Annotated in this window: 25 protein-coding genes; all 25 read right to left on the bottom strand. The window is 46.9% G+C overall.

The genetic code is table 11. The features are described from left to right. Positions 1-14: 14 nt before the first annotated feature. Positions 15-746: an SDR family oxidoreductase gene (locus V1224_02195; protein WWR16287.1), complete on the bottom strand. Its 732-nt coding sequence runs from the start codon at positions 744-746 to the stop codon at positions 15-17. Next, on the bottom strand, positions 743-1,750 hold the full coding sequence (locus V1224_02190; protein WWR16286.1) for a radical SAM protein: 1,008 nt from the start codon (positions 1,748-1,750) through the stop codon (positions 743-745). Before V1224_02190 ends, V1224_02195 begins: the two co-directional genes overlap by 4 nt. Next, positions 1,751-2,503 (bottom strand): hypothetical protein, encoded by a 753-nt coding sequence (locus V1224_02185; GenBank protein WWR16285.1) that lies wholly within the window; start codon positions 2,501-2,503, stop codon positions 1,751-1,753. A gap of 128 nt (positions 2,504-2,631) precedes the next feature. Beyond that, positions 2,632-3,417, bottom strand: coding sequence for a class I SAM-dependent methyltransferase (locus tag V1224_02180; protein ID WWR16284.1), 786 nt, complete (start codon positions 3,415-3,417; stop codon positions 2,632-2,634). A 21-nt stretch (positions 3,418-3,438) separates the two neighbouring features. Next, the gene (locus V1224_02175) at positions 3,439-4,470 is read right to left on the bottom strand and encodes a glycosyltransferase (GenBank protein WWR16283.1); all 1,032 of its coding nucleotides are present in this window, start codon (positions 4,468-4,470) and stop codon (positions 3,439-3,441) included. Next, on the bottom strand, positions 4,467-5,342 hold the full coding sequence (locus V1224_02170) for an N-acetylneuraminate synthase family protein (protein WWR16282.1): 876 nt from the start codon (positions 5,340-5,342) through the stop codon (positions 4,467-4,469). Before V1224_02170 ends, V1224_02175 begins: the two co-directional genes overlap by 4 nt. Positions 5,343-5,350: 8 nt before the next feature. Beyond that, positions 5,351-6,286, bottom strand: a complete 936-nt coding sequence (locus V1224_02165) for a class I SAM-dependent methyltransferase (GenBank protein WWR16281.1) — start codon at positions 6,284-6,286, stop codon at positions 5,351-5,353. Further along, positions 6,283-6,921 carry an acylneuraminate cytidylyltransferase family protein gene (locus tag V1224_02160; GenBank protein ID WWR16280.1) on the bottom strand — a complete coding sequence of 213 codons (639 nt, stop codon included), beginning with the start codon at positions 6,919-6,921 and terminating at the stop codon, positions 6,283-6,285. The genes V1224_02165 and V1224_02160 overlap by 4 nt, the downstream gene beginning before the upstream one ends. Positions 6,922-6,934: 13 nt before the next feature. Continuing rightward, positions 6,935-8,680, bottom strand: coding sequence for a carbamoyltransferase C-terminal domain-containing protein (locus tag V1224_02155; protein ID WWR16279.1), 1,746 nt, complete (start codon positions 8,678-8,680; stop codon positions 6,935-6,937). After that, positions 8,667-9,434 (bottom strand): DUF4910 domain-containing protein, encoded by a 768-nt coding sequence (locus V1224_02150; protein WWR16278.1) that lies wholly within the window; start codon positions 9,432-9,434, stop codon positions 8,667-8,669. The genes V1224_02155 and V1224_02150 overlap by 14 nt, the downstream gene beginning before the upstream one ends. Beyond that, the gene (locus V1224_02145; protein WWR16277.1) at positions 9,389-9,730 is read right to left on the bottom strand and encodes a DUF2172 domain-containing protein; all 342 of its coding nucleotides are present in this window, start codon (positions 9,728-9,730) and stop codon (positions 9,389-9,391) included. Before V1224_02145 ends, V1224_02150 begins: the two co-directional genes overlap by 46 nt. Further along, complete coding sequence (locus V1224_02140; GenBank protein ID WWR16276.1) at positions 9,679-9,984, bottom strand: DUF4910 domain-containing protein; 306 nt, start codon at positions 9,982-9,984, stop codon at positions 9,679-9,681. Before V1224_02140 ends, V1224_02145 begins: the two co-directional genes overlap by 52 nt. Positions 9,985-10,047: 63 nt before the next feature. Next, positions 10,048-11,808 (bottom strand): LIC12162 family protein, encoded by a 1,761-nt coding sequence (locus V1224_02135; GenBank protein WWR16275.1) that lies wholly within the window; start codon positions 11,806-11,808, stop codon positions 10,048-10,050. Positions 11,809-11,811: 3 nt separating this feature from the next. Continuing rightward, positions 11,812-12,738, bottom strand: a complete 927-nt coding sequence (locus tag V1224_02130; protein WWR16274.1) for a class I SAM-dependent methyltransferase — start codon at positions 12,736-12,738, stop codon at positions 11,812-11,814. A 58-nt stretch (positions 12,739-12,796) separates the two neighbouring features. Then, positions 12,797-13,828: a DegT/DnrJ/EryC1/StrS family aminotransferase gene (locus V1224_02125; protein WWR16273.1), complete on the bottom strand. Its 1,032-nt coding sequence runs from the start codon at positions 13,826-13,828 to the stop codon at positions 12,797-12,799. A gap of 20 nt (positions 13,829-13,848) precedes the next feature. After that, entirely contained in the window at positions 13,849-15,552 is a 1,704-nt protein-coding gene (locus V1224_02120; protein ID WWR16272.1) for a radical SAM protein, read from the bottom strand. 25 nt (positions 15,553-15,577) lie between these two features. Continuing rightward, positions 15,578-15,814: a hypothetical protein gene (locus V1224_02115; protein WWR16271.1), complete on the bottom strand. Its 237-nt coding sequence runs from the start codon at positions 15,812-15,814 to the stop codon at positions 15,578-15,580. 22 nt (positions 15,815-15,836) lie between these two features. Then, positions 15,837-16,190, bottom strand: a complete 354-nt coding sequence (locus tag V1224_02110) for a class I SAM-dependent methyltransferase (protein WWR16270.1) — start codon at positions 16,188-16,190, stop codon at positions 15,837-15,839. Positions 16,191-16,208: 18 nt separating this feature from the next. Then, positions 16,209-17,558, bottom strand: coding sequence for a hypothetical protein (locus tag V1224_02105; protein WWR16269.1), 1,350 nt, complete (start codon positions 17,556-17,558; stop codon positions 16,209-16,211). Between the two features lie 270 nt (positions 17,559-17,828). Then, on the bottom strand, positions 17,829-18,500 hold the full coding sequence (locus V1224_02100; protein WWR16268.1) for a hypothetical protein: 672 nt from the start codon (positions 18,498-18,500) through the stop codon (positions 17,829-17,831). A gap of 34 nt (positions 18,501-18,534) precedes the next feature. Beyond that, positions 18,535-19,665 carry a hypothetical protein gene (locus V1224_02095; protein ID WWR16267.1) on the bottom strand — a complete coding sequence of 377 codons (1,131 nt, stop codon included), beginning with the start codon at positions 19,663-19,665 and terminating at the stop codon, positions 18,535-18,537. A gap of 44 nt (positions 19,666-19,709) precedes the next feature. Beyond that, positions 19,710-20,762 carry a hypothetical protein gene (locus V1224_02090; GenBank protein WWR16266.1) on the bottom strand — a complete coding sequence of 351 codons (1,053 nt, stop codon included), beginning with the start codon at positions 20,760-20,762 and terminating at the stop codon, positions 19,710-19,712. Between the two features lie 5 nt (positions 20,763-20,767). Next, positions 20,768-22,051 (bottom strand): hypothetical protein, encoded by a 1,284-nt coding sequence (locus V1224_02085; protein ID WWR16265.1) that lies wholly within the window; start codon positions 22,049-22,051, stop codon positions 20,768-20,770. A gap of 128 nt (positions 22,052-22,179) precedes the next feature. Next, a complete protein-coding gene (locus V1224_02080) occupies positions 22,180-22,914 on the bottom strand; it encodes a LytTR family DNA-binding domain-containing protein (GenBank protein WWR16264.1) in 735 nt (244 codons plus the stop codon). Between the two features lie 255 nt (positions 22,915-23,169). Continuing rightward, positions 23,170-24,567, bottom strand: a complete 1,398-nt coding sequence (locus tag V1224_02075; protein ID WWR16263.1) for a sodium-dependent transporter — start codon at positions 24,565-24,567, stop codon at positions 23,170-23,172. Positions 24,568-24,579: the final 12 nt, after the last annotated feature.

Here is a 24,579-nt window from a genome sequence, read left to right as displayed (position 1 = left end):
GCTGCTCCTCCCATTTACAGAAAGTCTCCTCCATCTACCGTTATGATCTGTCCGGTGATAAAACCGGCTCCCTCTGACAACATATATAAGACACAGCTTGCAATCTCTTCTTTCCTGCCGCCTCTTTTCAAAGGAATCATAGCAATCCTTTCCGCCACATCCTGATCCGATAATTTTTTACGCCGCCGATTGAACTGTGTATCAAAAAACCCCGGTGCAATGACATTAACCAGTATTCCGGCAGACGCCAGATCTCTGGCAAGCCTTTTGGCCCCGCATTCCAGAGCCGCCTTCGCCATGCCGTAGCCTATCGTCGTACTGCCCCCGCCCCTTCGCACGGAAGCAGTGCTGATCAGCAAGATCCGCCCCACACTGTTTCCCTGCATATACTGCGCTGCATATTTTGCCAGCATCAGCGGATATACCGCATTGTAAAGATATTCGTTGGTAAGCTGCTCCGGTCCGATCTCAGACCAGTGACAGGTGGAAGAAATATTGCCCAGAAATATGACAATGCTGTCGATTCCGCCTGCCCGTTCCACGTACTTCTCAACAATGTCCCGGCAGTCTTCTTCACTGCGGATTGTCTTCTGGATCAGCATTACCGTTTCCATACCTTCATATCTTTCCACCGCCGCTTTATTCGACGAATAATGCAGGCCAACGTTGCAGCCACTTTCCACAAGCGCCGGCAAGACTCCCGATGCCAGTTCACTGCTGGCGGCAATGATCAACACTCTGTTCATGTGCGTTCTCCTTGACCGGACTGCTTTGTCATCTGCGCCGTACGCCACGGACAGCCGTTGCAGTCGTCGATCTCGTGAGACGCCCCCTGCATATGCCGTCTGCGGATTTCCATCAGCCTCTCGTCATGCCAGCAGTCATAGATGGAACGTTCATTGACGTTTCCAAGACAGATGCCGCGCAGGTCGTCATTGTTGCAGCCAAATATCGTCCCATCCCACTCGATCGTCATCCTCTGCCAGAGCTGCGGACATGCCCAGCTTCCACGCAAAGTCGTGTTCCGGCAGGACTCATCTTTGAAATCGATCGCGGCCACTTCATCCGCATCATCTCTCCATGTATTTATGTATTTCTCCAGATCAAGCCCCGGCAGCTTCACTGTCTGGATTCTGATCTTCGGATATGTCACCTGATATGCTTCCCGCAGGCTGCGAAGCGTCCTGATATTTGCCAGAACAGTGTCCAGCTTCGCCCCAATCCTCACCGACTCATACTCTTCCCGGTCCGTACCGTCGATGGAGACCGATATGCGGTCAAGATGAGCCTCAATCAACGCTTTGCTGACTTCCTCGGTCAACAGCATGCCGTTCGTATTAAAATAAATGTCAAGTACGCCACGCTCCTTGGCATACCGTACCATCTCGGGCACCTCTTTGTTAATGAGCGGCTCTCCCCGATAACTCAGTTTCAGCCCCCACAGTCTCTGACCTTCCTCCGGTGAAAACTGATCCATCACGTTCCGAAACGTCTCGAAGGACAGATTGCCCAACTGATTTTTCTGCAGCAGCGGCAGTTTATCGCAGAAGGTACACCGCAGATTACACAGACTGGACGCCTCAATATCCAGATGAAGCGGCAGTTCACGCAGCCGGAACTGCTTCGGATATTGAATCCAGGCCTCTCTGTACTCAAGATATTCCGCGGAAGCATCGTCAGGCCGGTTGCTTCCCGCCAGTGATTCAAAATTAGAATTGGGAGTTACCGTTACTTTTTCCACTGCATTCACCTACTTTTCATACGGCAGACGGTCTTCCGTGAAACCGTGCATTTTCAGCCATGTCTCCGCCAACGGCATCTGCCACTCATAGTCCACATCAACACCGCCCCACTGTCTGATCGGATAAATCTTCTGTCCCATCCAGCGCTGCGGCAAAATCCCGTAATTCAGATCATCAAGACATCCCGGTCTCACAACTGACAGACAGACATCCGCAAACCAGGTATCTCCCTGATCGTCCCGGTCACAGCTGATCTTCATATCTTCCGGATAGCATTCAAACGGGATGAACGGATGCAGTAAACCGTCTTCACCGATCTTTCTTGCGCGTACAGTTGAATACATATTATATTTTGATACAGTAACGGCGGAATCATATTCCGGATTGCCCCGCAGCACGCGAATCCCCTCGTCGATCTGTTCCGGCAGCACACAGGGCGCATTACAATGCAAAAGTACCATAAATTCCACATCTTTTCCCAGTTCCTTACGGATATATTCATATCCATGAACAAATGCGTCCTCGCCGTGCGCCTCTTTCGTGCACAGATAATCTGGTCGTTTGATAATATGAGCGCCGTGTTTTTCTCCGATTTGCATAATCTCCGGCGAATCCGTGGAGATATAGACTTCATCCACTTCCGACGCATGAAGCGCTGCCAGAAGCGGATACTCCATAAATGCCCGCCCCATTACGGGGTATGTATTTTTGCCGGGAAAACCAACGCTTCCCTGTCTGCCGATCAATAATGCTGCTACCATTTCTTTCTGCCTCCTTTATTCTTCCCAATCCATATAACGATTTGCTGCCGACATAGCTCGTTTTAAAATCATGCCTGAAAACCTTTCAAAATCACAGCCCCTCCTTCTATTGTCCCTGTGCGCTGTCCTTACTTTTTCCAGAGGATAAATCCAAAATGTTCTTCCTTTGCAGTCCTTATTCTCCTGCAAGTAAATCCATGCTTACGGAACATCTTTGCATAACTCCAGAGTGCATAATACCGATCCCCCAGCCGCTTATCCACGGCAAGACAACCACTTTGCCTGTATAAAGAAATTCTCTGTGAATGGTAATCTCCTATCACAATATCTCTCAATATTTCCGTCATACACTGCAGGCAAAACTTAACGCCTTTATTATGCTCGCCTATAATCAGCGCTACCCCCCCCTTTTTCAAAACGCGGTGCGCTTCGGTGAGCAAACGTTCCACATCATCCGCATGATGCAGAGCCTGAGACAACAATACGAAATCCATACTCTCATCCGGACACTTTATTTCATAAAAACTGCCAGATACCAGTTTTACCCTGTCTTCCGGAATCTGATAGTGCTCCAGGATCAAAGGCGCTATTTTTGCGATCCGGTGCCAGGAAAATTCCAGAAACTGCATCTCTTCCATGTCCAGACAGTGAAACACGAACGGTGCACTCCAACATACACCTCCGCCAAGTTCAATTCCTTTCAGAGCCTTTTGACTGCACAGACCGCTCAATCTCAGCGCTCTTTTCAGATCATTCTTTAATCCGCTCTTTGTCAGGTAATTTTCCATTTTTTGAAAATTACCGTCTCTGATGTCCCACTCTTTTTTCTTCTCCGCATTCTCATTGTTCCAATATTGATAAGTGTTCAATGTTTTCAGTTCATTGTTGTCAGTCCACTCATACACCTGATACATGGCGTCTCCTTTTCCATCCGGTTATCCATTCCACTGCCTTGTCTCCTTCAGGAGGATCCGGCACACCCGCTCGTCTCCTCTGCCGTCCGCGATCCGTTTCCCACACTCCTGCATGTCTCTGCGCACGCTGCTGTCAGATAACTGTCTCAAGTGCGCTGTCAGCGTCTCTTTCGTTATTTGCCTTGCTTCTTCACAGCACAGTGAGAATCCCTGTCTCTCAAACGCCTGGCCATTTCTCTGTTCGTGCGGCATACTGGGGATCACCAGCGCCGGCACCCCCAGCGCCGCCAGCTCATGCAGCGTATTGCCGCCTGCACAGATTGCGATATCCGATTGCATGAATAAGTCATACAGATAAGAAATATTTTGACAGACCATTATATTTCGTTTTCCGTTTACTGTCTGGTTCAACTGCTCCGTATATGCAAATCCTCCTCCCAGCACAAGATTGATCTGTATCTCATCCGACAACTCACCTAACCACTTTGCCAGTTTTACTGTCGTTCCCGGAGCATCGACACCACCCATGGAAACGGTGATCGTCTCTACTTTGTCTCTGATTTCTTTCTCTTTTTCGTGATAGCTCTTTAAATTTTCCGGCAGAATCAGGTATTGCGCACCGCAATATACTTTGCCTGCCGTATCATATTCCCAGTAATAGCTGTCGATCATCGGATTGATAATGATGTCCGCCTCCAGTTTCCTGCGGCCGAATTCATCGATCACAATCACTGTCACGGTATCTTCCAGCGCTCTGCGAATTTCCTGTAAAAAGGAATTTGCGATTTCCCGCAGATTAAAAAGTATCAGATCAATGTTCTTTTCCCGCACCACTTCCACCAGGCGCACCGCTTCCCGCTGAATATCTGTTTCGTATTCATAATAGGTATCCGGCATCCGCGCTTTCAGTCCGGATGGCATATCGGCATTAATCATCAGCTCCGCCGCCACACCATTCGCGCGCAGCTCATGATAACAGGAGATACATTCCAGCAAATGTCCACTTGCCACTCTCGCATTGGCTTCCGTTACGATCAGTATGTTTTTTTTCATTCTCTCTCTGTATATCTTCCTCTCAGAAAATCCTTTAATATCTTTTCACCATCCGAGCGTTCCCATTTCCACGCGCCTCTGATTGTCTCTGTCCTTCGAATCTGTGCCACCATTTCCCGCAGCAGGGGCGGCTCGATCGACAAGACATGATCGGTTCCCATATACTCCTCTTTCCGGTTAAAATGCGCGATCGGCGTTGTCCGGTCTAAAGTGAAATGTTTCTCAATCACATCCGCTCCCATTGCCGCAGCCACGACAGGAGCCAATATCGTATCGGTATGATCCGAATAACCGATCTGAAAATGCGGATATAACATCTTCAGGATCCCCATCATATTCATATGTACATCTTTTTCATCGAGAGCACATAAGCCTCTTTCTTCCAGCAGCGGCCCTGTCGGATACTCCGACACACAATGCAGGATAATAATCTCCTGCGGCCTGTTCAACAGCTCAATCACTGCCGCGATCTCCTCCAGCTGTGCCATGCCTGTCGATACATAAACTGTCTCAAAATGCTCGTTGATATACTGTAACAGTTCGGTCTTATTTATAAAGCTGCTGGCTATCTTAACCGATTTCTGCCCCGCTTCATAAATAAATTGCGCCGTTTTCACGGATACCGGAGTAAACAAAATGCCGATACCACATTCTTCCGCCTTCCGAATAAGAGAAGCGATCTTTTCCGGCGGGAGATTCAATTTTGCAAACCAGTCATACTCCGGATCATCCATGGCTACCTCGTCCATGTCCAGCAGTTGAAATTTTACAATATCACATCCTGCTTTTTTCGCCTCTTCGATCATCTGATACGCAGTATCCAGATTGCCGTTAAAACACTCGCCCACTTCCGCGATTATTTTCGTTCTCATTGATTTCCTCACTCATTTTCAGACTGACTTTTTTTAAATACCAGCGACATCATATTTCCCCAAAATGCCGGCGCTTTGAAGCCGATCTCCTCCCCGGAGGCTCTTCTCTGCATCGCAACATTTACTTTCTCAACATCTTTTTGCACATTGGCATAAGGTGTTTCTTCATAAAAATATTTTTCCCCCGCCAGGTCAAACCCATGCCGGACAAAATACCGTTTCAGGACATCAACAGTAAATCCGTTGCCTGCTACCGCACACACCGGCAGATTAAATTGTTCCCTGAACAATTCATGGCAAAAGGCATCCGCCCGCGGCGTACTGGTAATAAAGATAAGCCCCTGCGGATTGAGCAGCTGTATTGCCTTTTCGAAGTAATCCAGAGGATTTCTGAAATATTGAATCACTCCCCGGAAGATGATCAGATCAAATTTCTGATCTATGGAAATATCCGGCAGTTCCCCCTGATAAACCCTGTACCTGTCTGCGGACCTCTGCACCGCCTCATCGCCGACCTCCGTACCAAAACAATTACACTCTTTCTCAAAGAAATCCAGGAATCCTCCTTCCGCGCAGCCCACGTCAAGCACATTCTTTCTCTGTCCACCCGGGAGAAACTGACGGACAAACTCATACTCCAGTTGATACATTTGATTTCTTCGATGTACATCGTCAGAATCATTCTCATGCTGCTGAGATGAATAACGCTCCCAGAATTTCCTGCGTCCGCTTTCACTCAGCACTTCTCTGGCATATACAAAACCGCACTCCCTGCACGTTACAACAGAAACCTTTTTTGTTATTCTGTTCTCTTCACAGGAATCATTCCCCTCTGCATCCGCAACATAATAAAGCGCGTTCTGCATCCCACCGCACATTGGACACTGAGCAATCTGTTCAAAATCTTCCTCCGTAAAGCACTTTACGGTCTTGTCACTCATCATATCTCCGGCCCGATCCCTTCTTCTTCCTGCTTTCTCAATATCTGTTCCAGCAGCCAGAAATCATACGCATCATCAATCTCTGCGTTTTCATATTTGCAGATTGTTTTACGCCCGATCTTTTTTCCGTACCGGTCTCCCTTTAAGATATTTGATGCTTTGATCACATAAACATTTCCGTCATCATAAAAAAAGCCCTGTATTTGCTGTCTTGGCAAAGTGTTCGTTCCATACTCTTTATAATCGCACATAAATCCAGTAGCCAGAGAGTCAAAATCTCCCTCCTGAAATTCCCGGATACATTCATCAATCAGCCCCACTCTTCTGCAGGGAGAAGTAGGCTGCAGCAATACCAATGTCTCCGCCGGACATTGATTCAGTGCATGTACCATTACGTCCTGTGTCGAAGCCGTATCTGTGGCCAGCTCATCCGGTCTTTTTAACACTTCCGCCCCTGCCTCCAGCGCGACACGGGCAATCCTGTCACTATCCGTTGAGACGAGCACCCTGTCCAGCATCTCTGATTCCAAAGCCCTTTCGATCGTCCAGACGATCAGTGGTTTGCCATTGATCATTTTTATATTTTTATCCGGCACACCCTTGCTTCCGCCCCTTGCGGGGATCAATCCTAAAATCATCACCCAATATCCTTTATCTCTTTCTGGTTATTATATAGTTATCAAAAATGAGCCCGTCAAGATCACTGTTCTCCAGGACAAAAAACGCATCTTCTGCTGTTCTGGCAATAGGATAGCCATGTATATTCAAAGAAGTATTCAGCAGCGCCCCAATTCCTGTCAGCTTTTTAAACTCCTTCAACAGTTCATAATATTTTTCATTCATTTCTTTTGTTACAAGCTGTGGTCTGGCAGTACTGTCAGCGGGATGGATCGCCGCCTTTAATTCTTCTTTCCCGGCCCTGGTCGTCTCACAGGCTACTGCCATAAAGGGAAACTCAAAATCCTTTTCATTGACCAGATATTTGTCCTCATCCTCTGCCAGAATAGACGGCGTAAACGGCATCCAGAAGTCGCGGTTTTTCACTTTGCGATTGATCTTATCAATCGTTTCTCTCTTACTCGGGTCCGCCAGAATTGATCTGTTTCCCAGCGCCCGCGCGCCAAACTCCATTTTTCCATCTGCCCTTCCCATTATGAGCCCTTCGGCCAGCTTTCGCGCTGCCGTTTCAACCTGAAAATCTTCTACCAGATATTTTTCACGATCCAGCCCGGCTACCAACTTTTCTACCTGTGATTCCTCTATGTCATCCCCGAGATACAGCGTCTCCAGTTTTTCGATCTCGTCTCCCCGCTGCCTCTGGTCTAAGTAATAGAAGATAGAACCAATGCTAAGACTCTCATCTCCCGAACTGCCAACAACAAACAGATCGTCAACACAATCCAGTTTCCCGATCTCCATATTAGCCTTGATATTCAAAGCCACTCCACCGGAAAGCAGACAGATGCTTTTTCCCGTCTTTTCACACCAGAACTTTGTTAATTTTGTCGCCATCTCTTCCGTAAAGACCTGCAGCGCCGCGGCAATCCCATCAAACCTTGCCCCCTCCAGACGTTCTTTAAAATAATAATAATTGTCTTTCATATGTGGATCTGTAATCACTTTTGCTTCTTCAAAGCGATATGCCTGTCGGAAGACTTCCAGAGGTTTTTTATAAATATACTCATTGGCATATGGTGCAAGACCCATGACTTTATACTCATGTTCATTTGGTTTCATGCCAAGAAGTAATGTTAAATAACGATACACACGTCCTACATTAAAATCTGTATATCGTCCGATCTGTTTCAGACAGGAATCCTCATATACATAAATACTGGCGTTGCTCTCATCGCCATAACCGTCATAGACAATGATGAGAGGATTCTCTTTTTTCCCCGAACCATATAGCGCATACGCCGCATGTGCAAACTCATGATTGACAAAGCAGATCTTGTCCTCCGACACGGAAAAAAGTTCCGCGATTTTTTCCACTTTCCACTGTTTGAAAATTTCTTTTTTATCCGTACTGCCCTTGATTCTGTCATATAATTCTTTTTCATTGCTCTGCTTTGCTTTTTCCCTGAAATAATCGACATCAAACAGCTCTATTTCTTTTCCCTCTATTAATTTGGGAAACCAGAACAATTTTTGCTCATTCAGATAGTCTTCAATCGAATAGGCCCCCATGTCACACAAAAGCTCTTCCGGCGGCAGCGTCAGACCGCACATGACAATCTTTTCAATCTTTTCGTTTGTGATTTTGCATGTTTGAATCGCGCTCTCTATACACCGATATGGAAATCCCGACTCCCCTTTTCTGTTGTTAAATCTTTCTTCGCTTACCGCATAGATGATTTTTCCATTTTCATACACGGCACATCCACTAACATATCCCATTTGAATTCCAATGATCATTTCTTTCACTCCTAATAATCTGATTCTCGATCAATTTATCTATAATTGGTATCAATACACTGATCGGCTGATGTATGGTCTCACTGATTTCAATCAAATCTTTTTTTCCATCCGCATAGGCAATAAAATCAATCATTGCCGTGACATCATCATATGAATTTTTTTTGCTCACTGTCGGATACAAACCTCGCTTTCCAAGCTGTGGTTCGCAAAGACAGGTTACTCGATAATAATCATTGTATTCGATTGTACGTATTATTTGTCTGTATAGCTCCAGACTTCCCTCAAACCCTTCCGGTGAAATCACCGTCATATCATCGTCCGATGTATGATATTCCGGATAACAGCCATATTTGCTGCGGCAGACAACGCAAACCGGCAGATCGACGCCAGGCGCACAATATTGCCTCTCATCAGATGCTCTGTCCAAAAAAGAATAGGTTATATAATCCGGAGAATGATATTTAAGCGCACTCACCGCCGCTCTATCAGCAAGCGTATCACCATCTCTCGACGGTACATAAGAATATACTCTGTTGTCTCCCACACAGGAAAGCACATACCCGGCCAGCATATTTCGCTGCAGATCGCCAAGATGCCGCGACAGATAGTAGATGGCTCCTATCGTTTCCGGCGCGATCAGAAACCTGTAATTATATCTTCTGTCCTTTATTTTCTTAATCTCATCGATCAAGGCCACAAGCAGGCAGGGCCCTGACAATTCATTGTTCGCCATGGAAGGATGGCAGATATAGGTGGTGAAAAAAACTCTTTTTCCATCTGCTGCGAATCTGACTGCAAAAGTACCTCTCCGTAAGTCATACTTCCTTTTTTTAATCTGCTGTCGATATAAATATGATAGGTATCATCCGGCAGAGCGTCTCTCTGTGCTTTCGACATGCAAAAACCACTTCGTTTTTTATAGTAGGAAGTGACATAGGGGATCGCCTCCGGTCGGGATTCCTCCACATAGACATACTTTAGTAACTCCTCCCTGGAAACATAGCAGTCAACAGGCGCGGAGTATCCCATAATATGTAAGTTGTTGTTTTTGAGATCAATGATTTTTGCCCCCCCCCCGAATTTTCGACATATCCGTCATTGATCTCCCATTCGTCCGGGATTTCCCAGTCAAATGCCTTCGTTCCTGTAGGAACCTCATGGATTTGAAGCTCAGGAATATATTCTTTTAAAATCCGCAGGCTCTCCCGCACGCCATTGCCGGTCAGACTCCTGTTGATCGGATATAACCTGCCTGCAAGGGCATACATATCCTTTCCGTTCATAAACCCTCCTTTTCCATCCTGTTCATCGCTGCCCCTCCCCTTCAAAACACTACAGAAAGAGGATTATTTTTTCCTGTTCACAGCAAAGACGATTTTTAATATTTCCAGTTTCCACCTGAGACGATACAGACAAGACGCTTTCGCATATTTTTTTCTTAATCTTTTTACAACCCTTTGTGTCTGCCTGCTTTTCCACCATGTTTCGATCTCATTGTAATTACGGTTGATAAAATCTGCCGCCGCTTCCGGACTTTCCTGTAAAATGCCTGCCTTTTTCATCAGCCGAATATCTTCCACCACTCCTTTTCCGGCATAAAAAATATGCTTTCTGTTCATTATGATCAGAAACGGAATATTCGCTGCCAACGCCTCCAGCCATGTCGTAATCATCCCCTGCAGAACAACAATCCTCGCTTTTGAAAGAGCCTCGGTATAAAGGATTCCCGGCCGGCTCACCCTGATCCCCGGATGGACCCTGCTCAAATACTGCGCCCGGCCCTCCTCACACCCCAGATATGGCCTTACTGTCAGTCTGGGAAAAACCGAGCCTTTTAATCCCCGTACAAAATCGTCTTCTTTCCGCATACTTTCCCATTTGTTACTGTCATAATAATCGTTAAATCGGAAAATACGATACTTGGATAAATTTTCAACGAACAGGATTTCTCTTGTCTTCTGCAGTCTTATTATTTTATCTTTTTCTCTGGAAATTTTGGTGGATGGCATTTTCTTAAACGTATTTTGATACTCCTCTTCTCTCCATCCCCACGAATAAAAAACATCTGCGTATTTAATGGTGTCTGTACCAATGTATTTTTCAATTCCCATTCCGCCGTGTTGGATATGATATATTTTCCCTTGATTTCCGTGGGCTTTTAATGACAATGCTGTCAGAACTTCGCTGTAATCAAACGGATAACGCAGGACAACAGCCTGCAGCTCTTCCATTGTGTCTATGACAGGCCATATCTCATGAAATCCTTCCAGATAAATGACAGGAATAAAATATCCGATATTTTCATAAATGAATTTCTTAAAATCATCGTCTGTCCTGATCGTTTGATTCAGTTTTTCCCTCATGTCCATATTGACTCGAGATTCACTGTAGTACAGATAAGCGCCATTGATAAATTGTACGGCCCCTTTCGTTGCCTTAACAACAAAACTGCCAATCACGTCCTGTAATTCATTGTCCAGAATCAATCTGACTCCGTGCAGTCCGTTCTGTAAAAACGAACGAATGCGTCTGTTCATCATGCGCGCTTTCACCGTCGGCTCATTTTGCACATATCGTATTTTTTCTATCTTTTTTCCCGTGCGGTCGATCAGCTGGCAGCCAAAATAATTCATCAGTGCAGTATACTGTTGTACATTAAACCCCACATCATTCATCGCAACTTTATACTCATTCAGATTATTTACGATACACAGCTCACTTTCACCTACCAGGCAGAGATCTTCTCTCACTCCGGCCTGCAATAAATCATTGTATTTATCATAAAAAGCGGAAATCCATGACACAAGCCATGTGTGAAGCGCCGCTTCCCAGTCTTTCGGCCTGAAACTCACATGATGTATGGTATTCAGGTCTTTCGTTATTTTATGTGACAGCTCTATAGCCATACGCTCCACATAGGCATTGGCTGCTCTGATTTTTCTGCAGTCATTCCATTTCGGGGGAAGCACTTCACAGGCAATCTGGCGATCCTTTGCCCACTGCATCCCCTCCTCTGCCCAATCACCATGGGTAAAGACGACTCTGTCTACAACATCGCACAAATATTTTTGTTCACTTGTTACCGCCAAGAGCACGTTTGACTTCATTGGTCATTCCTCCAGACACTTTTTCCATTTACTGCACAGCACAGCATTTTCGCTTGTCAGCAAAGGAATTCCCCCCCCTATGAGCGGATATATATTAAAACACTCATCACAGTATAGCGCTTCTCCCAAATGTGCCAGTCCATTGCCACATCTCGGGCAGCTCCACTTTGTCTCACATCGGCTCACTGTCTCTTCTTTTTCTATCACAATAATCGCCGTGTTATTATTCCACAGGCTGGCGGCAAACTTCTCGTTTTTAACAACATGCAGCCCTTCCAGCGCATCGTCAATATGATCAACGTATCCTAACTCTTTGATTCTCTTTCGCGTCTCTTCATTTCCTAACCGATAACTCGGCTCAATTAGTATGACACATTTATTGGCTATCCTCAGCAGCTCTGTGATTGCCTCTTTTTCCCTGCCGGTATTACTTTCCAAACAGTTGCGGAGAAACACGACGTCAAACTGACCGTCGGCAAACGGCAGTTGAAACAGATCTGCCACCGCCAGATCCACCTCTAATTTGCGTTCTTTTACAAACTTCTTCGCATACAAAAGTCTTGATAAAGAGATGTCGATGCCTGTATACTCAATCTCTTTCTCACCCTTCATACATGCAATAACCTCCGCCAGAATCGTGGCTTCCCCGGTCCCTACTTCCAGAACACTGTCGGGATCATAGGTTTCTATTTCCCGTGCAATGAGCTTTCCCGCAAGTTCCGTCCAGGCCCTGTTCGTCATTGCCACTTTTTCGCCATGACATTCAACTTCTTCCATACAATCGCTGTCATTGTAATTTGCTGTATACTCACCGGCCTGATAATCATAGGACAGCAGGATCGCATTTATATCATTTTTATTTGTCTGATTCCGTTCACGAAAATATTGTTGGATATTGATTCCGCTTTCATATAAATCCTTTATATTCATCACAAATTCTCCTTCTTGTCTCAGTCAATGGCCCCGGCAGCTCTTACTTATGATCAGGTTATCCCAACAATAGTTCCCGCAGCTCTTCGACGCTCCGATCTGCCTGCTCATATCCCAGATAGATCGGCGCACATTTGTGATGCTCTGTCACCCACTCGCTGTTCGGCACCTCTGCCTCGACTTCCGCTATCCGATGTCCGAGATCGCGCGGCCCGAACACCTGTCCGGTCTCCTGATTGAGCTTCGTGTCAAATACGATATACTTGTAATAACCGGAAACCATTCCCTCCGGAAATCTTACACGATTTTCAAAAATCCGGTCATACTTTTCTGCCAGTCTGCGCTTCCATTCGAGGATCTTCGGCAGTCTCTCCATCTGCACGATTCCAAGCGCCGCCGAGAACTCGCTCAATCGGAAATTAAACCCATTGGCAATTCTGTAATACACATGACCGTCAATCACTTCTTTCCCGTAATTTCTGAACTCCTCCACCCATTTGAGGAAATCTTTGTCTCTCGAAACCACCATCCCGCCGTCTCCAAGCGGCATTGTCTTTGTCGCATAAAAAGAATAGGAACCGGCGAATCCATAATGCCCGCCAGTCTTACCGTTCCACCATCCGCCGTGCACATGCGCGCAGTCCTCCACGAGATAGATTCCTTTCTCTTTACAGAAATCCGCAATCTCTTCGATCTCAAACGCGATATGGCCGCCAATATGTACGACGATGACCGCCTTCGTATTCGCAGTGATCTTCTTCTTCAGATCTTCCAGGCTCAGACAGAGGTCTTCCCGATTGCAGTCTGCAAAGATCACATTGCCGCCTGCATACTTGACTGCCTGCGCATCCGCCCAGAATGTATTCGCCGGCACAATGACATCCTTGCCGCGCACATTGATATATTCCAGAATAGCCGCCAGTCCTGCTCCTCCGTCCGCGATGCCTCTCGCTCCCAGCTTCACATACTCTCCAAACTTTTCCTCAAAGGTGCGAAGCATCTGACCTTCGGACCACATATTGGAATCAAAAATCTGTTCCTCCAGCTCATAAAATTTTTTTCTGTATTCTTCTTCAAATGGAATGACCATATTTTTCTCCCATCTCTTCCTTAAATAAAGCTCTTTGACTTAATATTTTCCAGACGTTCAAACAACTGATTAAATTTGCTTACTCTGCACTGCGGACAGTTCCTGCTGCAAAATTCTCCGTCATGTACCATTTCCCACTGCTGCCTTCTTTTGCTGCCATTCCATATTTCATGGAATGGTGTCTCCACGATATTTCCAATTGGCTCCAGCCAGTCATATATATTCAGCCTGCCACATATGTATACACTGCCGTCACCGGAGATAACGCTCGTGATCCCGTTCGCCACACAGGGCAGATCATGATTCCCGCTCTCTGCATTCTCCGTCATGCCATCAATGATCACTCCAAATCCCGACATCTGATAAAACTTCAGATAACTTAGGTCCGTTCCATAGGGATAGAGCTCTTCACAGTCTACAACCGGTCTCATCTGAATATAGGCCGCCCTCAACTCACGCAGACGCATGACGAGGGCTTCAATCTGGGACAAGTTATTCTTCGTGACCACATATCCCACACCTACCGTATCACAATGCTCCGCATAATATCCGATGTTGGAAATCACCCTCTCAAAGCAGTCCACGCCTTTTAATTCCGCATATTCTCTCGCCGTAGAAGCGTCCAGACTCACTCTGATCCATTCAAATTGTCTCAAAACTTCCTGTGATAGTTTTACCGTACCGTTTGTAATCAGTCCTACTGCCAGACCCTGCTGTCTTGCATAGTTGACCGCTTCCTCAAAGTGTGGATAGAGCGTAGGCTCCCCGCCTCCTTCAAAGGTGACTCCCCGTGTACCGCCTCTGGCGAGGTCGACAAACAGCTTTTTCAATGTTTCCAGTGAAAAACTTTTGTCATGTCCCTGCCTGCTGCGAAGTTCCCTGTCGGAGCAATAGACACAGTCCAGATTGCAGATATTGGTCAATGTGAGTTCCACACTGACCGGATAGACAAAATCAAATGTATGATTCAGGATAGAGCTGATCTTGTCCGTATGGATATACAGCTTTTCCAACCCGACCTCTTTGGATGGCTCTTCCAGATTATATCTTGCAAGCACTTTATGCTGATCCAGATAGCGGCCAATACTGTCATTACTGATCTCCTGGTTGTTCGTTACGATTTCAGTGATGATCTCATAGTCCTTTTCTGACTCCAGATTTAATTTATAGCCCCTGCGTTTTTCACATTGGATATATTTTAAGATTTTAATATCCGTGATATTCTGCCTGATATAAAACGACAGTGTTTCCAACTGGGAGGTCCTTAAATTTTTTGCCAGTAAATGTTCCAGCAGCCTCTTGCTGAACACCTCGCACCCGGTTCCCCACAGTACGCCCTGCTGGTGTTCATTGTATGAATAGTCATACGTTCCTTCCACATGCCGCTGGTATAATTTCACCATTTCTTCTATATCCAGAAGCGGATTATTTGCAAATACTCTGATAAAATCATTGCTCTCAAAAAACTGGCAGGCCTTCTGCATTCGATGCAGGACATCGGTATATTCCGCTCTGATCACAGGAACTCCATATTTCTCCGCGATGGTTTCAAAAATATCATCCTTTTTCAGATCAGAAGTCGAGATTATGACCTGCAGTCCTTCTCTTTTTTGCAGTCTCCGAATCAAATATTCAATGATCGGAAAGCCCTCCAGCATTCTGAAACTTCTGTTTGACATAGATTCTTTTTCATTTGATACCTGCAATATCACCGGTATAAGCATAATGTTATCCCCTTATTACATATTCTCAAATACGGTAAACGGAATGTGATTCGTAAAATCCGTCGTCTATTCTGTCGATAGATATTTTCTTCAGACATTTCCAGGGAAGGTAATTCACCATCTCATCCAGTGATGTAAAAAACTCCGTTCCGTATTGTTGTTCTCCTTTATAAAATGCCTGATTGATCACAACTATTTTCCCCTGAAATCCCGCGGACAGATTTTGAATGATCTCATCCAGATCGTTCAGAATGTACCACATGATTTCCGATAGTATTACTGCGTCATATTCTGCATCCGGGCTTTTGCTGAAGGGCAGTACCCCCCCCCTGTATAAAATTGATACCCGGATAACTTTTCCTTGCTTTTTCTACAGCGGTACGAGAAATATCCATTCCTGTTATCGAACAATCAGGTACGGCCTTTGTCAGATAGTTTGTAAATGCACCCAGGCCGCAGCCTATCTCGAGCACATTCGTTAACTGATACTCCAATAACGTCACCGGTGTGGCCGCTCTGGAATAAGACGATGGAAGTTTCTCCTTCTGATGCCACGGATCATCGAACTTCTGATACATCTCTTCAAATTTGCCGATAAATTTTCCGGCTTTGATCACATAATCCTGATACCTGTCCATTAGAAACTCTCCTTTCCCTCACTCCAGCACGTCGGCATTCTGCAGCATAACCGGTTTGCCGATCTCCTGATACAGCTTCGCTACACTGCTGCCGTCCCCATAGTAAGCATCGCTCAAAGCGATCGCTCTGTCCAGATCCGCTGTGTCATCATAAATGCCCCAGCCCTCATGCCTGTATCGTTCCACGATCTTTTCATATTCCCGGAACAGTTTGGGACGCATCGTACCGATCGTTGTCCTGATCAGTGGATGCGGACGCCAGAGAAGGGCCACTTCTTCCTTCTGCTCCTGAAACAGACGGAATACATCTTCTATTTTAGAAAGCATTTTTTCATTGTTTTCCAGAAGCGCCGTCACCCCGGTATTATAGAGGATGACTTTTTTCCGGCTGCCATCGGGCTTTTGCATAATCTTCACCCACTCTTCCGGAATGTCCTTCTCCGCTCTCTCGGTCAGTAACGCTCTGTCGACTTTCGGAGAACCAAGCCCGAGAATCTTCCGCTCCCAGACATTTCTGCTCTGCTTTCCCTGAAACTGCGTCAGTACATGAAGATAAACCTGACGCATATCCTCGGACTGTACGATCACTCTGTCCGCATGGAATACGCCCGGCATCAGACAGAAATGCTTCATCCTCTCCACTTTCTGCCGTTCATCAGGTTTTATATCCCCCAATATAAAATAAGGTATATAAACTAACAGATCAGTAAACTGTTTCAAATTGTCGGAGTAAAAAAACGGAAATACACTGGTCACGTAGTTTTGATTATCATAAGGATTATGTATGAATATCATGTCCGGCCTGCGTTTTTCGAAATCATAGGCCGCATAATGAACGATCGGCACATCTTTCGGATATTCACCCGCTTCGTAGTGGACCTGCCCGAAACTGCCGTCCGGATTTTTATCATAATAGGGAATCGGTATCACGTAAGCGTCACAATCCGGGGCGGCATCCGCCGCTCTCCACACGCTTTCCAGACTATCCCACATGGACGCCTTATAAGGCAGAAACACAGCTTCCAGTCGTACGGTTATATCATGTTGAATGCTGTTTTCAATCTTAATAAGAGCCTGCCGCAAAACTTTGTAGATTTTACCTGCATTTACGGCTTCCTCCTCTGCCAGCCCCTGATAGATATGATAAAGCTGTTCGCAATATTCCTCCAGAACACGGATCGTCGGCGCATTCTCACCCTCCGTCTGTTCAATAAGGTTGCCCAGAGAGATCGCCCCCTCCTGACAGTCCGCCAGTATACTTAATGCCGCAGAGATATTCTTTTTTTCCACTGCCTTTTTGATCTCACCGTGCGCCTGCCCGAGCAGCGCCGCAAACTCCTCCGCCTGCTTTTTCTGAGTCTTTCTCATCTCTGTTCACAACCCTCTTTGTTCCTGCTTTATTTTATGTCCGTAGCGCTCTCTGCCACCCCGATATTCCCGGTTTTGCAGACTGATCTCTGTCTATGTATATCGGCTTACGGTTTCATTCTTTTTATACTGCCTGACACGATGATCATGCTATCTTATTATACGTTGTACGACAATATCTGTCAAACAAGTGCATATATTTCCAGAAAAGACAAAACACGGAGCCTCTGCCGTCCTGCAGAAGCTCCGTTTTGTCTGTTTGCCTACTATTTATCTGATCTCCATCAGCTTCTCCGCGATCTCCAGAGCGCTGTCCCACTGTCTGGCGGCCGCATCGGAGAACATCTCCCTCACGATCTCCGATGCCGTCGCCCGGGCCTTTTCCAGGTCTCTCCCGGCTCCTTTCACAACCTCTGTGACGCAGGCCCAGGAGGCGGTCATCCTGCTGCCCGTCTCCTGGATCTTCGCCAGCTTGTCCAGCACATCCTGCCAGGAATACTCATCCGGCTCCGTTCCATAATGCGCCTTTGCGGCTGCTCTGTCATGCAGTCTGTGGATCTGTTTCATCCATTCACTGAGCTTTCCGGCCTTCGCTTCGATCCTGCCAGTCACCGCAGCGAGACTTGCCAGTGTTTTTGTCAGCTCCGTACCGGAAATCTTCTCTCCCCGCTCCGGCAGCATCCGATACCCGGCAAGCTCATTGTGTACCTGTCTGAAAACCGGGATGATTTCATGCCGGATACCACTTACATTATTTGCAAGCCATTGCTGCGCAATCCGCCGCTCTTCATGGAGCTCGTCCGAGAGTGCGAACGCCTCCTCTTCCGGAAGTATTTTTCCCTGCGGCAGGTATCCGAGTGTATGCGCACAGCTTTCCGTGACTGCATAAAACACCGAAAATCCCTCCGTCAGTCTGATGCCGATCTGATCCAGTGTAATCATATGATACCGCTCCCGTCAAAAGGCTGAAATAAAGTCACGCAACCTGATCCCCGATCGTTCCATTCTCTTCCACTTTTATCTTTGTATTGAGCAGCTGCAAAGCGATCTCATGCGCATCCTCCCATTGCCTGCGGGCGGCTTCGGTAAACATTTCTTTGACGATCGCACTCGCTGCCGTCTCTGCATGTTTCATATCCGCAAGCGTTCCTTCGATGATCTTTCTAAATCCATCCCACATACTTCTCACTTCCGACAATGCGCTCAGCGCAGTTCCCATGTAAGTGACTGCCGATGTGACACCGCCTTCTATCCCTCTCAGAGATGCCAGCAGCTGATTGTCGGTGTTAATCTCCTTCTTATCTTCCGCGATCTGATTGTACTGGTCATTGATCCGCTCCTGCATGACACCCCAGGTCACCGCGCCTCCGACGAGCATGACCGCACCCGTGCCGATGACAAGTCCACCTGCCACCGCCCCGACACCACTGGCAATCAGAGCCACGCCTACGACCGCCACAAAGATCCCGCCTCCCACAAGGCCGGCCCCAACCGCGATCAGCGTATTTTCAGATGCAATCAACTGATTCAGGCTGTCGATGCTTGTGTTCAGCCGTTCAATATCCGTGGCAAGCTCAATCTCTGCGCTTTGTACCGTACTCACCTGACCGGACAGATCATCATGAGCCTGCTGCAGAGAATCCCCCCATTCCTTCAGCTTCCTGCTACTGTTGTCGATCGGTACGATAATATCATTATCGATTGTATCAATCAGCGCCTGCAGCAGTTCGCTGACTTTCGTAAAAGCCGGATCTCCCTGCTTCATGTCCGGGTTTTCTTCACATAATTGTTTCACGAATCCGGCTGTAGACTGAAACTGGTTATTAAATGTGATCACACTGGATGGAATATCCGACTGGATCGGTGTGACTACATTGTCGATCCAGTCTTTGGCCACGACTTTGGCCACATCCAGTTTCGTATTGACTCCGTCAAACCATGCAAAAATATCATTGCCATCCGGGTCCATTTTCGGTTCCGGTCGGATCAGTGTCGTATTTAAAACCGCATGACAGGAAGCTGACACAAGTGTCAGTGCTGCATATGCCTTCACATTTTTATCACTGGCTTCGTCCCTGATTCCCGCACTCGCATACATCAATTTCATTCCTGTTTCCTCCTTCTGTCCATACACTGTAACTGACCAATATGTTACAATTCTATCGTCTGAAATTCATAATTCTGAAAATCACCTTCCATAAAATAATCACTCAGATCAGCCAGCGTTCCCCAGAAAGCGGTTTCCGCAACCAGAACAGTCTGTTTCGGGTCCGCTCCCTTCTCATAAGACCATAAAAGCCCGTTCAGAAATTCTTTCTCCTGATCCCATATCGAGACCAGCCTGTCCAAATGATTTTGAGACTTAATGATCCTCAATTTTAATGATTGTAGAAAACGGATCATAGTCTTTGTCTGTGCAAGGGCCTGCTGCCTGAGGGAATACTGCAGCTTACACTCTGTGATCTCCTCAGTCAGTTCCTTCACATCCGCATAAGAGGAAAACGCCGTGTAAAAAATCTTTCCGATCGAGACAAACATACCGGCAACGGAGAGATAAGAGATGGATTGCCCTCCAATCAGCGTCTTATATAAAATCTTCCCGTAAGATTTGGCGATCTTGCCACCGCCCTTGTAAGAGTCCGGCAAGATACTTTCCTGTGCATCTTCAAGCGCTTTCTCCATCAGCGCCAGCTTACCGGTCAGTTCCGAAACCGACGCTTCATCCACATCCAGCGCTGCCCAGCCGGCCTTCTCACTCTCTTCCAGAATCACCAGATGACTGTTGACATCCCCAATCCAGTCTGCAAATGTTTCTTTTTGCAGGCGCATTTCTTTTGCATATCTGCCGGCATCCTCATACAACCCGCGTATCATCTCTTTGATCGCATCGGCGCCTGGCTCCCTTGCGCCTGTCAGCAGTTGGTTCACGCTGTCATACTTGGCATAGTATCTGATAATTGGACTGAACAGTCCCGATACGACACCGGGACGAATGTTATACCATAAACTCCCCGCCTGATTGAGCAGTTTCACCCGCTCCGACAGGGTACTGATCCACTCGGAAGAAAATTTGGCAAAGCTGGTTACCTGCAATGAATTGAGGATGTATGCCAGCTCGTCCGCATAGAACAGCTCCCGCATCACCTTCCACAGTTTCTCGGACGCCGTAACCGGACTGGCATTAAAATTCATGATTTCCGCCATATTCATCATCCCTCCTGTGCCTCCACAGCGGCAGGAAACATCGGAGATGCGATCGCACAGCGGATGCCAATGATCTGAGGTTCTTCCCCAAAGCTGAGGCAGGAAACATTCCCGAACTTCTCCTGCTCATTCCGGGAAATTTCCTCATGCCACACCATATTGCTGCTGCGACTGACTGAAAAAGGCCCATAAGAGACTGCGCTCGCGCTTCCATCCGTAATCTGTTTCATCAGCTTTTGCTCCTCAGAGGAAAACTGATTATACAGTTTTATGTTTCGCGCCAGAACAAACGCAGTGGGTATCAGCTGCATCGAACCGTTTCCCACAAGTGATCCACTGCAGATGCAGCCTGGCGCCTCACGGCTGATACGTGCCTGTGAGAAGGAGAGCAGATTTTCCTGAAACCACGGGCGGTCGATCTCCACGACGGCCAGTTCCAGACTGATCCCCAGATCCTCCGTTTTCATCACCGAATTGGCATCTTTTATCATACATTTCTCTTCCTCTGACACCTTGTCCTCATATTTCCAGAACCACCACCCGCCGCTGTATCCTTCCGTTTTCGAAAAACATGTATTTTTTGTCTCACTGCTCAGAGTGAAAGACTGTCCGCTGAGCTGCAGATCAATACTCTCCCACGCCAGCGCACCGGCTTCTCTCCAGTTTCCCGGAATAAAGGTTACCGGATAATACCCTTTTGTCTTTTTCTCCGCCTGTACTTGCGCAAACATGCTGGCCGCACTGTGAAAGATGGCCCTTGGGGTATACCGCTCATAGGTACTGATCGTCTCCAGAGCCTGACCGATCTCATTCATTCCTGCCGCTTCCCAGTCCTCATAGGCATCGTCCTTGTCCATCTTTGCCTCTTCCACATCGATCGGGTCTGCTTTGCTGTCGTTCAGCTTTCGCCAGTAGGCAAGACAGGCTTTTTCATAAGTCCGTTTCGCACTTTTATATGCCTGGTAATCGGGACTGTCCTGGGCTGTCAGCGCTTTTGCCGCCTCATATGCCTGCTTCTTCTCCTCGGAAGGCATATCCTCAGGAAGCTCCGCTCCCAGAATTTCCTCATATACGTCCGATACTTTCCTGTTCGGCGTGTAATCCCGCCAGACTTCCGGAATCCGGTCTGCCATCAGCGCCGCCTCCATCTCCTGAAGGTCTCCGATATTCATTCCCGCCCGAAACTGTGTAAAAAAACTTTTCTGGGGCTGTCCGTCGTCCGGCATTGGAGCCACGCAGTTGTAAAGTCCTTCAAATAAGCGTTCCATCGCCTGCTGTTTCTGGTCCATAGATTTCCTCCTTTGTATTATTTTCCCTATTTTCCACGAAACAGAGAGATACAGCAATCCTCCTTCCCCAAACTGTATGCTTCCTTCCTCGAACGGTACGGAGATCTGTTTTCCTAAATTCTTTTCTGCTAGAAACAAAACCACCGTTTCTCTGCGGAAAGTTTCAGATAGTTTCTGTGCTTTTCCCGAATAATCGCCCGGTATTTCCGACTTGTCCCGATTATCTTTCCGTCTTTTAATGTGCAGCTTTCTCCCTGAAATCCTGCGATATAATCCATATGGGCAATGTAGCTTCTCTGCAGTTTTACAAACCGTTCCTCATCCAGCTCCTTTTCCATACTTCCGATCGCCTTCCATATCCGGTATTCTCCAAATGCCGTGTGAATATATAACTGCTTTTCCTGAGATTCGATATAGCGGATGCAATCCTGATGTACGATGATATGTTCTCTGTCCACTATGATCTCCACCCCGTTTTTTCTTTCTTCAATGCAAATAGTCCTCCGGCATCGCTCCAGTGCCTCCTCGATCCATCGTTTCTCAATCGGTTTAATTACATAATGGACCGCGCCGATGCAAAACGCTTCCCAGGCAAATCTTTTGCTGCCGCTGACAAAAATAATGCTGACATAAGGATTTCTCCGGCGCAATGTTCTGGATACACTCAGTCCGTTTATATCAGGCAGACTGATTTCCAACAGAACAATATCGAACACAACTGTGGCCGCCGCCTGTAAAAGACCCGCTCCGTCCTTATAGACACAGATCTGTCCCCGCAGTTTTCTCCTTCCGAAAAATTCCTCAACCATATGTTTCATAAGCTCCACATCGCATTTCTTACTTTCGCAAATTGCGACTACCATGTCACACCTCCTGCCAGAAAATAGGCTTCTGGCTTTACCGCTATTGATTATCATTGTTATTGGTATCACATCCGAAAATAAGAACTCATATTGTTTCTCATCATATAGTATCATTCAGCACTTCTTAGTGCTTACACTAATACACTTTATCATAACAAAAAGGACATCTTCCGGAATTTCCGGAAAATGTCCCCTTCTGATATTTGTTTTAACAACTGTTCCCGTATCCGGGTATCCGATACAGCCCGCTCTTCTTTAGAGCGTAATCCACCCGAGTACATTGGCGATCGAACTGATCAGAATGATCGTTATACAGATCGGCGCCAGATATTTCATAAAAAACTGATAGAGTTTTTTCCGGCGAAACGCTGACGAACGCTCCACCTCTTCTGCGATTTTCTGAAATCCTACAAACTTCACGACAAGAATACATGTCGAGAGCGCCGCCAGCGGCATCATCACCGAGTTCGTCAGAAAATCGAAAAAATCCAGGAAAGCCATGCCAAAAATCTTCACAAAGTCCAGTGCGCCGTATCCGAGTGAGGATGCGGAACCCGCCACGAACATCACAACGCACATCAGCAGGCAGCACTTGCGGCGGCTCCACTTTAATTCATCCTGTAAAGACGAGACGCTTGTCTCCATCAGGGAGATCGCACTTGTCAGCGCGGCAAATAAAAACATCAGGAAAAAGGCAATCCCGGCCACGCCCCCTGCTCCCATGCTGGAGAATATTTTGGGGAGTGTGATAAAGGCCAGAGACGGCCCGGCCTGCAGCGCACTCATATCACCGCCGGAAAAAGCAAACACGGCCGGAATGATCATCATACCGGCAAGAACAGCGATGCCTGTATCAAAGATCTCCACCTGCGCTGTGGACTTCTCGATGTCAACCGACTTCTCAATATAAGAGCCATACGTATAGAGCACACCCATGGCGATCGACAACGAATAAAACATCTGCCCCATCGCCGCAACGACCGTCATCCATGAGAAATTACTGAGATTCGGGATAAACAGATATTTCACTCCTTCCCAGGCTCCGGGCCTGGTCACGGAATAGATTGCCATGAATACCGCCAGCACAACCAGCACCGGCATCATAACTTTGGATACCCGCTCCACGCCCCGTTTCACACCGGACAAGATGACAAAAAACACAAAACCGGAAAACAGAATAAACCAGAATTCAACCTTCCCCGAGGATGCAATGAAATTCGTAAAATAATCACTGTCCGCCAGTGCATTCACATGCCCCAGCAGATATTCTACCAGATATTTGAGCACCCAGCCGCCGATGACACAGTAATAAGGCACGATCAGCATGGGCACGACCGCGTTGATCCAGCCCCCAAAGCGAAAAAAAGGACCTTTCCCAAATGCCTTGAACACCCCCACCGGGCTTTTACCGGTCATACGTCCCAGAGCTGTCTCCGAGACGATCAGTACATATCCAAATGTCACTGTCAGAATCAGATAAGTCAGCAGAAACATACCGCCGCCATATTTTGCGGCAAGATACGGAAATCGCCAGATGTTGCCCAGCCCTACCGCCGAACCTGCCACGGCCAATATATATCCAAGCCTCCCTGAAAATCCGCTGCGATGTGGCGCCGCAGCATCGGAAGCCGGAACGGAATCATTTTTTTTCATGTTAGTAAACCC

It is taken from the genome of Lachnospiraceae bacterium JLR.KK008, from assembly GCA_037015955.1.
Classification (GTDB): Bacteria; Bacillota; Clostridia; order Lachnospirales; family Lachnospiraceae; genus VSOB01.
This window is presented reverse-complemented; position numbering and strand designations above follow the sequence as displayed.